Origin of the sequence: Streptomyces sp. NPDC101166 (assembly GCF_044768125.1) — a bacterium.
Taxonomy (GTDB): Bacteria; Actinomycetota; Actinomycetes; order Streptomycetales; family Streptomycetaceae; genus Streptomyces.
The window spans coordinates 1-12,658 of record NZ_JBIWPF010000044.1 but is presented as its reverse complement, the minus strand read 5'-3'; the positions used below and the strand labels follow the sequence as shown (position 1 = coordinate 12,658).

Below are 12,658 nucleotides of genomic sequence, written 5' to 3'. Positions count from 1 at the left end.
CGAACCCGACGTGTAGATCACATACGCGGGATGCTCCGGCCTGACCTCCACACCCAGCGGACCATCCTCGACCCCCGCCCACTCCACCTCGTCCAACACCACGACGACCGCATCCGACTGGGGCACCATTGCGGCCGTATCCGCCGACGCCAGCACCACCACCGGGGCCGCATCCGCAAGCATGTAACCGATCCGCTCGACCGGATAGGCGGGATCGATCGGCAGATACGCGCCGCCCGCCTTCACCACCGCCAGCAGCGCCACCACCGACTCCACACCGCGTTCCAGGCACACACCCACGAACGACTCCGGGCCCACACCCTCCGCCACCAGACGACGGGCCAGACGGTTGGCACGAGCCTCCAACTCGGCGTACGAGACCGACTCACCGCCGGAGACCACGGCCACCGCCTCAGGCGTCCGCACCACCTGCGCCTCGAACAACTCCGGCAGCGAACCGGAAACCACCTCCGCAGCCGTGTCGTTCCACTCACTCACCACGCGGTGACGTTCGACCTCGTCCAGGACCTGGATGGAGCTGAGCGGCACGTCCTCGTCGTGGTCGAGGGCAGATTCGAGAGCGGTGACCAGGTTCTGCGCGGCCGTGCGCAGGAAGAGGCCCACCGTCTCCGGGTCGATCGGCGCGACCGCGTGGACGGCCAGCGAGATCCGGTCGCCGTTGTCGTCGACCGAGACCATCAGGGGGTAGTTGGTGCGCTCCTCGAAGAACACCCTCCTGATCCCGTCCAGCCGCTCGTCGCGGACCGGGGAGGCGTCAGCCTCGGTCGTAACACCGCTGTTGTGACGGTAGTTGAACAGCGCGGTGAACAGGGGCGCATCACCGGTGACACCGCTGGCCTGCTGCGCCACCGTGAGCGGCGCGTGCTCGTGCTCCAGGAGCTCCGCCAACTGGCCGCGCATCGCGGACACGGCGGTCAGGACGCCGAGTGCGTCGGTGCGCACGCGGACGGGGAGCGTGTTGAGGAAGGGACCGGGCACCCGGTCGGAGCCCGCGCCGGCGTTCATCCGGCCGAACAGGACGGTACCGAAGACCACGTCCTCACGGCCGCTGACCGCGGCGAGGACGCGGGCCCACGCCAGGTGCAGCAATGTGGCGGGGCTGGCGCCCAGTCGGCGGGAGACGTCGAGCAGGCGGGTGTGCAGTTCGTCGCCGAAGACGACCCGGGCGCGGGTGGTGGCCGTGCCGTCGCCGTGGACGTCGACCAGACCGAAGGGGGCCGTGGGCTCGGTGACGTCGCCGAGCAGGTCGGTGAAGTACCGCTCGTGTTCTCCGGTCGTGACTCCCGCTCGCGCCTGGGCGACGAAGGTGCGGAAGGGCAGCGGCTCCGTGAGCGTGGCTTCGCGTCCGGTGAGGAAGGCGTTGACCTCGGCGAGCATGACTTCCAGGGCGGTGTGGTCCTGCACCATGTGGTGGATCCGCACCAGCGCGAGCCACTGGTCCCCGCCGGGGAAGCGGGCCGCGTGGACCCGGATGAGCGGGGCACGGCGCAGGTCCATCGAGCCGCCGCCGGCCGCGAGGAGCTGCCGCACCGGGTCGCCGCCCCCGGCGTCCAGGGTGAGGACGTCGACCGGCAGGGTCGCCTGCCGCCTCACCACCTGGACCGGCTCCCGCAGGCCCTCCCACACGATGGACGTGCGGTAGATGTCGTGGCGGTCGACGACGCTCTGCAGCGCCCGGGTGAAGGTGTCGAGCCGGTCGCGGGTGTCGAACTCGACGACCGTAGGCATCACGTACGTGTCCTCGCCGCCGTCGGCGAGGAGATGGTGGAAGAGCAGGCCCTCCTGCAGCGGGGCGAGCGGGTAGATGTCTGCGATGTCGGCCGCCCCACCGTCGACGGTGGCGAGGACCCGCGCGATCTCGTCAGCGGTCAGGTCGACGAGCGGCAGCATCTCGGGGGTGATGGCGGTCGCGCCGGCCGGGATCAGGTTGGCCGGGACCGCCACCTGCTCGGAGCCGGCCGAGGCAGCGAGGCCGGCCGGGGTCGGGGCGTCGAAGAGAGCCCTGATGGAGACGGAGACACCGCGCGTACGGAGCAGGGCGACCAGGCGGATCGCGAGGAGCGAGTGGCCGCCGAGCCGGAAGAAGTCGTCGTCCACGCCGACCGCGTCGAGGCCCAGGACCTCGGCGAAGGCCGCGCACAGGATCTCCTCACGGGCGTCGGACGGGCCGCGCCCGCTGCCGGTGGCGTACTCCGGCGCGGGGAGCGCCTTGCGGTCGAGCTTGCCGTTCACGTTCAGGGGGAGGGTGTCGAGGACGACGATCGCGGAGGGGACCATGTATGAGGGCAGGCGGTTGCTCGCGAAGTCGACTATCTGGGAGGTGAGTTCGCCGGTCAGCGCGTCGTCGTCGGGGACGACGTATGCGATCAGGCGCTTGTCGCCGGGCACGTCCTCGCGGGCTATGACGACTGCCTGCGCGACCTCGGGGTGCGCGGCGACCACGGACTGGACCTCGCCGAGTTCGATGCGGAAACCACGGATCTTGACCTGCTCGTCCGCACGGCCCAGATACTCGATCTGACCCTCGGCATTCCAGCGGACCACATCCCCGGTGCGATACAGACGTCCGCCGTCAGTAGAGAACGGATCGGCGACGAAACGCTCACCCGTCAGCTCCGGCCGGCCCAGATAACCACGAGCCAGACCCGCACCCGCGATGTACAACTCACCCGCGACACCTGCCGGGACCGGGGAGAGGCCGCCGTCGAGGACGTAGACACGCGCGTTCGAGATCGGCCGGCCGATCGGGACCGTGCCCTCCACCTCCGTGTCCGCGTACCAGGCCGTCGTGTAGACCGTCGCCTCGGTAGGACCGTAAATGTTCGCCACCCGCGCCCCGGGGACCGCCGCGCGAACACCCGCCACCGCATCCGCCGTCAGCGCCTCACCGGCCAGAACGACCGTACGCGGACGCGCCCGGACCTCACCAGCCGCCACCATCTGCGCGAACGCCGACGGAACACCGCTCACCAGACTCACATCACCGACCGGCGCATCCGCATCCGCATCCGCCAGAGCCAGCAGATCCGACACCACCTCGACACAACCGCCCGACACCAGCGGACCGAACAACTCGAAGACCGACACATCGAAGTTGAAAGACGTCGACACCAGCACCCGCCGGAAGTCCTCACCCCCGAACTCCCCCGCCGCCCAAGCCAACAGAGCGGCGACAGAGCGGTGTTCGACCACCACACCCTTGGGACGGCCCGTCGAACCCGACGTGTAGATCACATACGCGGGATGCTCCGGCCTGACCTCCACACCCAGCGGACCATCCTCGACCCCCGCCCACTCCACCTCGTCCAACACCACGACGACCGCATCCGACTGGGGCACCACCGCAGCCGTATCCGCCGACGCCAGCACCACCACCGGGGCCGCATCCGCCAACATGTAACCGATCCGCTCGACCGGATAAGCGGGATCGATCGGCAGATAGGCGCCACCCGCCTTCACCACCGCCAGCAGCGCCACCACCGACTCCACGCCACGCGGCAGACACACACCCACGAACGACTCCGGGCCCACACCCTCCACCACCAGACGACGGGCCAGACGGTTGGCACGAGCCTCCAACTCGGCATACGAGACCTCCACACCACCCGAGACCACCGCCACCGCCTCAGGCGTCCGCACCACCTGCGCCTCGAACAACTCCGGCAGCGAACCGGAAACCACCTCCGCAGCCGTGTCGTTCCACTCGGTCAGCACCTGCCGAAGCCCCGCCTCGTCCAGGACCTGGACGTTGCGCAGCGGCACGTCCTCGCCGTGGTCCAGGGCCGATTCGAGGGCAGCGACCAGGTTCTGCGCGGCCGTGCGCACGAACTCTCCGACCACGCGCGGGTCGATCGGCGCGACCGCGTCCACGGCCAGCGTGAACAGGTCGCCGTTGTCGTTGACCGAGACCATCAGCGGGAAGTTGGTGCGCTCACGCGTGAAGACGGCCCGCATGCCGTCCATGCCCTCGTGACGCCGCTTGTCGGCGCGCTCCTCGGCGCTGCGGCCCGGGTTGTGCCGGAAGTTGAACAGGGCGGTGAACAGAGGGGTGTCACCGGTGACACCGCTGGCGCGCTGGGCCACGACGAGGGGGGCGTGCTCGTGCTCCAGGAGCTCCGCCAGCTGGCCGCGCATCGCGGTCACGGCCGTGAGCACGCCGAGTGCGTCGGTGCGGACGCGGACGGGGAGGGTGTTCATGTAGGGGCCGGGGACCTGGTCGGCGCCTTCGCCGGCGTTCATCCGGCCGAACAGGACGGTGCCGAAGACGACGTCGTCGCGGCCGCTGACCGCGGCGAGGACACGGGACCATGCGACGTGCATGACCGTGGCCGGGCTGGCGCCCAGACGCCGGGAGACCTCCCGCAGCCGCACCGTCAGCTCCGCGTCGAAGGGGACGACTTCGCGTACCGCCGCCGCGCCGTCGCCGCGCACGTCGGCGACGCCGAAAGGCGCGGTGGGTTCGGTGACGTCGCCGAGCAGGCCGGCGAAGTACCGCTCGTGCTCGGAGCGTGCGACGGCGCCACGGGTCTGGGCGACGAAGTTGCGGAAGGGCAGCGGCCGCGCCAGCTCCCGGCCGCGGCCCGCGAGGATCGCCTGCACCTCGCGGAAGACGATCTCCAGGGCGGTGTGGTCGCGCACCACGTGGTGCGCCCGCAGCAGCCCCAGCCAGCGGCCGCTGCCCGGGATCCGGGCGGCGTGCATGCGGATCAGCGGGGCCTGGGTGAGGTCCATGCGCAGACCGCCGGCGGCCAGGAGCTGCTCGGTCGGATCGCCGCCCTCGGGGTCGAGGGTGACGTCGGTGACGGGCAGGGTGGCGTGGCGCCAGACGACCTGGACCGGCTCGCGCAGTCCCTCCCACACGATGGAGGTGCGGTAGATGTCATGGCGGTCCACGACCTGCCGCAGCGCGTCCGCGAAGGCGTCGAGCCGGTCACGGGCATCGAACTCGAGCACGGTCGGCATGACGTAGGCGTCGTCCCCGCCGTCAGCGAGGAGATGATGGAAGAGCAGGCCCTCCTGGAGCGGGGCCAGCGGATAGACGTCCGCGATGTTCGCCGCACCGCCGTCGACCGTGGCGACGACGGCGGCCAGTTCGTCGGCCGTCAGGTCGACCAACGGCAACATCCCGGGGGTGATCTCGGTCGTGTCGGCTGGGATCAGGTTGGCCGGGACGGCAACCTGGACAGCACCGGCGGAGGCGGCGAGGCCGGCCGGGGTGGGGGCCTGGAAGAAGGAGCGGACGGAGACGGAGACGCCGCGCTTCTGGAGGAGGGCGACGAGGCGGATGGCGAGCAGTGACTGGCCGCCGAGCTGGAAGAAGTCCTCGTCCACGCCGACGCTCTCCAGGCCCAGGACCTCGGCGAACGCGGCGCACAGGATCTCTTCGCGGGCGTTGGACGGACCACGCGCCACCCGGACCGCCGCATGCTCCGGGACGGGCAGCGCCTTGAGGTCGAGCTTGCCGTTCGCGGTCAACGGCAGCGCCTCGACCGTGACCACCGCCGAGGGGACCATGTACTCCGGAAGACTGCGCGCGACGAACTCCGCGACCGGGACATCCGGTTCGCCGGTGCTCACCACGTACGCGACGAGCCTGCGGTCGCCGGGGACGTCCTCACGCACCACCACCGCCGCCTGCGCGACCTGCGGATGCGCGACGACAGCCGCCCGGACCTCACCCAGCTCGACCCGGAAACCACGGACCTTGACCTGATCGTCGGCACGGCCCAGGAACACCAACCGGCCCTCGGCCGTCCACTTCACCCGGTCACCCGAGCGGTACATGCGCCCACCAGCAGAGGAGAAGGGCGACGCCACGAAACGCTCAGCGGTCAGGGCCGGACGGTTGACGTAGGCGCGAGCGAGCCCAGCGCCTGAGACGTACAGCTCGCCGGGGACACCGACGGGGACGGGGCGCAGAGTCTCGTCGAGGACGAAGACGCGGGCGTTGGGCACAGGGGTGCCGACCACGACGTCGGCCGACGAGGACAGGCGGGCGATCGCGGTGTCGACGGTCGCCTCGGTCGGGCCGTAGAAGTTGAAGCCCTCCACGCCCTCCACCGCGCGCAGCCTCTGCCACAAGTCGCCCGGCACAGCCTCCCCGCCCACGCCAACCCGCGACGGTCGGTACTCCCCCTCCAACAGTCCCTCCTCCAGAAGGACTTGCAGGTAGGAAGGTGTGATCTCGGTGAAGTCGATCCGCGACGCGCGCATCCACGCCACCAGACGCCCCGCGTCCAGCCACGTTTCCGCGTCCGCCACATGCAGCTCATGACCCGAGAACAGAGCCGCCAGCTGATTCCACGACGCATCGAACGACACAGACGTCGTCAAAGCGACCCTCAGCCGCCCCCCGGCCCCCCCGAACACCGTCCGGCCGTGACCCTCGCACAGACTCACCACACCCCGATGCGTGACCACCACACCCTTGGGACGCCCCGTCGAACCCGACGTGTAGATCACATAGGCAGGATGCTCCGGCCGCACTTCCACACCCAGCGGACCGTCCTCCAAACCCGACAGCGCCGTAACCGTCTGCACCTCGTCCAGCAGCACCACGGACGCGTGGGTCGCGGGCAGCACGCCCGCCGTCGCGGTGGAGGCGAGCACCGCCACCGGCGCCGCGTCCTCGACCATGAACGCGATCCGCTCAGCCGGATAGGCGGGATCGATCGGCAGATACGCGCCGCCCGCCTTCAGAACCGCGAGGAGAGCGACGATCAGATCGGCCCCCCGCTCCAGACAGACACCGACCAACGACTCCGGACCCACGCCCCGCGACACGAGGAACCGCGCCAAACGGTCCGCCCGAACATCCAACTCGGCATACGACAGCGACACCCCACCCGCCACCACAGCGGTCGCCTCCGGCGTCCGCGCCACCTGCGCCGCGAACAACTCCGGCAGAGAGGCGGCCCCCACCGGAACGGACGTGTCGTTCCACCCCGCCAACAGCCCGCGATCAGCTCCGTCCAGCACCTCGATCTCACTCAACCGGGACTGCGGGGCCGTCACCAACAGTTCAATGGCCTGGGCCCAGCGGGCCACGATGCGCTCGGCCGTCCCCACGTCGAAGAGATCGGCGGAGGCGACCACCGAACCACGCAGACCCGCCGGGGCGCCTTGAGCGTCGAAGAGCTCCGTGACCGAGGCGTCCAGGTCGAATTTCGCCGCGGACTCGCTGGTGGCCGGGCCGTTGTGTGCAGCGGTCCGTCCCTTGGCCCGCGCGTCGCGGGTCGGGGCCGGTGCGTTCCCGCTGCCTGTGCCGGGCAGGTCGAGGACGGCCTCGCCGGTGTTCTGGACCTTCAGCATCACCTGGAACAACGGGTGCCGGGACAGGGAGCGGGCCGGGGCCAGCTCCTCGACGAGCTTCTCGAACGGTACCTCCTGGTGCTCGAAGGCCGCCCAGCCCGCCTGTCGTACCCGCGCGAGCAGTTCGGTGAAGGTCGGGTCACCCGACACGTCCGTGCGCAGGACAAGGGAGTTGATGAAGAAGCCGACGAGGTCGTCGAGGGCGACGTCCGTACGTCCGGCGACCGTCGTGCCGATCGGGATGTCGGTGCCCGCGCCGAGGCGGGAGAGGACGGCCGCGAGGGCGGCCTGGAGCACCATGAACGGGGTGACGCCCTCGGCTCTGGCAAGCTCGGCGAGGTGGGTGTGCGCCGCGGCGGACACGGTCAGCGGCACCTTGTGGCCGCGGTGCGAGGGAACGGCCGGCCGCGAGCGGTCGACGGGGAGCTCCAGTTCCTGCGGGATGTCGGCCAGCACGCCGCGCCAGTAGGACATCTGCGTGGCCATCACGCTGTCGGGGTCCGACTCGTCGCCGAGCATCTCGCGCTGCCAGAGCGTGTAGTCGGCGTACTGGACCGGCAGCTGCTCCCACTCGGGGGCCCGGCCCTGGGACCGTGCCTCGTAGGCGACCGAGAGGTCACGGGCCAGCGGGCGCTTGGACCAGCCGTCGCTGGCGATGTGGTGCGTCACCAGGACGAGCACTTGCTCCTCGCCGCCGGTGGAGAACAGCGAGGCACGGATCGGGATCTCGGCGGACAGGTCGAAGGTGTGCCCGAGAACAGCGGCGATCGCGTCGTCGAGACCGGCCGGGGCGATCTCGGCGACCGTCAGCGTCCACTCCAGGTCGGCCGACTTCAGGATGTGCTGGTAGGGCTCGCCGTCCGCGACCCGGTAGACCGTACGCAGGACCTCGTGCCGTCCGATCACGTCCCGCAGGGCGGCGCCGAGCGCGGCACCGTCGGTGTCGGCGGAGAGGCGCAGCACGACCGGGATGTTGTAAGTGGAGCTCGGGCCCTCGGACTGGCTGAGGAACCACAACCGCCGCTGCGCGAAGGACAACGGGATCATCAGGACTCCTCCTGGTTACGCATGGGCCGCAACGCCGGCCTTGCTGTCTTCTGGTGGGCAAGTTGTTGTGCGAGTGCCGCCACGGTCGATGCCTCGAGGAGCACCCGGAGCGGGACCTCGACGCCCAGTTCGGCGCGGATCCTGCTGGTCAGGCGGACGGCGAGCAGGGAGTGGCCGCCGAGCGCGAAAAAGTCGTCGTCCACGCCGACCTCGGGCAGGCCCAGGAGCTCGGCGAAGGCCACGCAGAGGATCTCCTCCTGGCGGTTGGCCGGCCCGCGCCCTGCCGAGAGGGAGTGTTCGGGGGCGGGGAGGTTCTTGCGGTCGAGTTTGCCGTTGGCGGTCAGCGGCAGGGCGTCGAGGACGACCACTGCGGACGGGACCATGTGATCGGGGAGACGACTGCCGGTGAACTGTCTCACTGCTGCGGTTAGTTGGTCCGCTCCGTCAGGGTCGGTGGGGACGATGTAGGCGACGAGTCGGGTGTCGCCGGGGGTGTCCTCGCGGGCGACGACGGCCGCCTGCGCGACCTCGCGGTGCGCGGCCACCACGGCCTGCACCTCGCCGGGTTCGATGCGGAAGCCGCGCACCTTGACCTGCTCGTCCGCCCGGCCCAGGTACTCCAGGAGACCGTCCGCGCTCCAGCGGGCCACGTCTCCCGTGCGATACATCCGCTGTCCGGGCTCAAAGGGGTTCGCCACGAACCTTTCGGCTGTCAGGCCGGGACGCTTCACATAGCCTCGGGCCAGCTGGGCGCCGGCGATGTAGAGCTCGCCCGCGACACCCGCAGCCACCGGCTGCAGACGCGCATCCAGCACATACAAGCGCGTGTTGGCGATCGGACGGCCGATCGGGACCGCGTCCCCCACCTGCTGACCGGACGCGACCTCGAACACACAGCAGCCCACCACCGTCTCGGTGGGCCCGTACTCATTGACGATCACCGAGCCCGGAGCCCGAGCGAGCCAGTCACGCACCACCGCACCGGGCAGCGCCTCACCACCCACGACCCACGTGCGGGCCGACGCGGCCGCCTGCCCTGACGTGAGCATCTCCGCCAACAACGGCAGATGCGCAGGAACCGCCTTGACCAGACCGAAGGCGTCGGAGGTTTTGATGAGCTCGGCCAGCCCCTCCGCCCCGCCCGGACCGCTGACCACGACCGCCGAACCGGAGACCAACGGCACCAGGACACTGGTCACGGTCAGATCGAAGGCCAGGGAGGAATGCAACGGAGCACCCCCGCCCTCGCCCATCCCATACGCGTCCGCAGCCCAGGACACGTAATTGGCGAGTCCCCCGTGCGTGACGGCCACGCCCTTGGGCCGGCCCGTCGAACCCGACGTGTAGATCACATACGCCAGCGACCGCGGATCGACCTCGTTGCCCAGCGGCTCCGCCGACTCGGCATCCAGCTGCATCCGCACCAACGCGCTGTCCAACGCCACGAACCGGTTCCGACCCGCCGGGAGATCGTCGAGGACCTCCTCGGTCGTCAGCGTCAACACCGCACCCGAATCGGCGAGCATGAACCCGATCCGCTCCGCCGGATACTCCGGATCGACCGGCAGATAACCCGCCCCCGCCTTCCACACCGCCAGAACCGCCACCACCATGTCCACCCCACGCGGCAGACACAGACCCACCACCGACTCCGCACCGATCCCCTGACCGGCCAGATAACGAGCCAACCGCCCCGCACGAGCATCCAACTCCCCGTACGAGACCGTCTCACCGCCCGCCACCACCGCCACCGCATCCCGCGCCCGCACCACCTGCGCCTCGAACAACTCCGGCACCGACACCGAACCCAGATCCATCTCGGTGTCGTTCCACTCGACCAGCACCCGACGCCGCTCACCCTCACCGAAGACATCGAGAGCACTCAGCCGGGTACGGGGGTCGGCGACCAGTTGTCCGAGCAACCGGACCAGGCGCGAGCTCAGGCCTTCGACCGTCTCCCGGTCGAAAAGGTCGGCTGCGGCTACCACGGAGCCGCGCACCCCGGCCGGGGCGCCCTCCTCGTCGAATGCCTCGGAGACCCGGACCTCCAGGTCGAACTTGGCGACCGTCTTCGCGACGGTGACGCCACCGGCCCGTACACCGGGGAGGTCGAGCACGGCCTCGGCGTTGTTCTGCAGGTCCAACTGGACCTGGAACAGGGGATGCCGGGACATCGACCGGCTCGGGGCCAGCTCCTCGACCAGCCGCTCAAACGGCACCTCCTGATGCGCCAGAGCCGACAGACTCGCCTCCCGCACCCGGTCCAGGACCTCACGGAACGTCGGGTCACCGGACAGGTCGGTGCGGATGACCAGGGTGTTGATGAAGAAACCGACCAGGTCGTCCAGCGCCTCGTCCGTACGGCCCGCGTTCGCCGAACCGATCGGGATGTCCGTGCCCGCACCCAGCTTCGACAGCAACATCGCCAGGGCCGCCTGAAGGACCATGAACGTGGTCACGCCCTCGGCCCGTGCGACCTCCCCGAGGCGCACGTGGTCCTCGGCGGGGACGGCGAGGGGGACACGGTGGCCGCGGTGCGAGGCGGCTGCCGGGCGGGACCGGTCGAAGGGCAGTTCCAGCTCTTCCGGCGAGCCGGCCAGTGTCTCGCGCCAAAAGGCGAGTTGATGGGCCATGACGCTGTCGGGGTCGCTCTCGTCGCCGAGCAGCTCGCGCTGCCACAGCGCGTAATCCGCGTACTGCACCGGCAGCGGCGTCCACTCCGGCGCCTCACCGACCCTCCGTGCCGCGTAGGCCGTCGACAGGTCGCGGGCCAGCGGGGCCGTCGACCAGCCGTCACCCGCGATGTGGTGGACCACCACGACCAGCACACGCTCGTCTGGACCGACCTCGAAGAGGGTGGCACGGATCGGAACCTCGACGGCGAGGTCGAACTCGCGGGCGATGGCCTTCGCGACGGCGCGGTCCAGCTCGTCGGGCGGAACGGTGACGTACTCCAACTGCCCGTCGAGGCCGGTCGATTCGATGACTTTCTGGTACGGCTCGCCGTTCTCGGCCGTCGGGAAGACGGTTCGCAGGACCTCGTGGCGGCGGATCACGTCCCCGAAGGCGCGCCCGAGCGCGTCCCGGTCGATTCCTCCGTCGAGCCGGAGGGCGAACGGGATGTTGTAAGTCGAGCTCGGCCCCTCCAACTGGTTGATGAACCACAGGCGCTGCTGGGCGAAGGAGAGCGGGGTCCGCTCGGGTCGCTGCCCTGCCGTCAGGGCCGGCCGCGCCTGCCCGGCACCCTCCAGGCCGGCCGCGAGACCGGCCACCGTCGGGGTGTCGAACAGGGCCCGCAGCGGGACCTCGACCCCAAGAACCGTGCGGACCCGGCTGATGAGACGGACGGCCAGGAGGGAGTGACCGCCGAGCGCGAAAAAGTCGTCGTCCACGCCGACCTCGGGAACCCCCAGAACCTGGGCGAAGACGCTGCACAGCAGTTCCTCGCGCACGTTCGAAGCACCACGTCCGGCTCCCGCCTTGCCCGCCGAATAGTCCGGCGCGGGGAGCGCCTTGCGGTCGAGCTTGCCGTTCACGTTCAGGGGAAGGACGTCGAGGACGACGATCGCGGAGGGGACCATGTAGGAGGGCAGGCGGTCGCTCGCGAAGTCGACTATCTGAGAGGTGAGTTCGCCGGTCAGCGCGTCGTCGTCGGGGACGACGTATGCCACCAGGCGCTTGTCGCCGGGTACGTCCTCGCGGGCCACGACCACGGCCTGGGCCACCAGTGGATGCCCGGCAAGGACCGACTGGACCTCGCCGAGTTCGATGCGGAAGCCACGGATCTTGACCTGCTCGTCCGCACGGCCCAGATACTCGATCTGCCCCTCCGCGGACCAGCGGACCACATCACCGGTGCGATACAGACGCCCGCCGTCGGTGGAGAACGGGTCGGCGACGAAACGCTCACCCGTCAGCTCCGGCCGGCCCAGATAACCACGAGCCAGACCCGCACCCCCGATATACAGCTCACCCGCCACCCCCGGCGGGACCGGGGAAAGACCGCCGTCCAGGACGTAGACACGCGCGTTCGAGATCGGCCGGCCGATCGGGACGACTCCGTCCACGTCCGTGTCCGCGTACCAGGCCGTCGTGTAGACCGTCGCCTCGGTCGGGCCGTAGATGTTCGCCACCCGCGCCCCGGGCACGGCCGCGCGAACACCCGCCACCGCATCCGCCGTCAGCGCCTCACCGGCCAGAACGACCGTACGCGGACGCGCCCGGACCTCACCCGCCGCCACCATCTGCGCGAACGCCGACGGAACACCGCTCACCAGAC

General features: G+C 70.3%; 2 protein-coding genes. Both read right to left on the bottom strand.

The annotated features are described in order from the left end of the window. On the bottom strand, positions 1–8,379 hold an 8,379-nt coding region (locus ACIRS4_RS35900), incomplete at its 3' end, for an amino acid adenylation domain-containing protein (RefSeq protein WP_404204101.1). Next, on the bottom strand, positions 8,379–12,658 hold a 4,280-nt coding region (locus tag ACIRS4_RS35895; RefSeq protein ID WP_404204098.1), incomplete at its 5' end, for an amino acid adenylation domain-containing protein. The genes ACIRS4_RS35900 and ACIRS4_RS35895, both read right to left, overlap by 1 nt.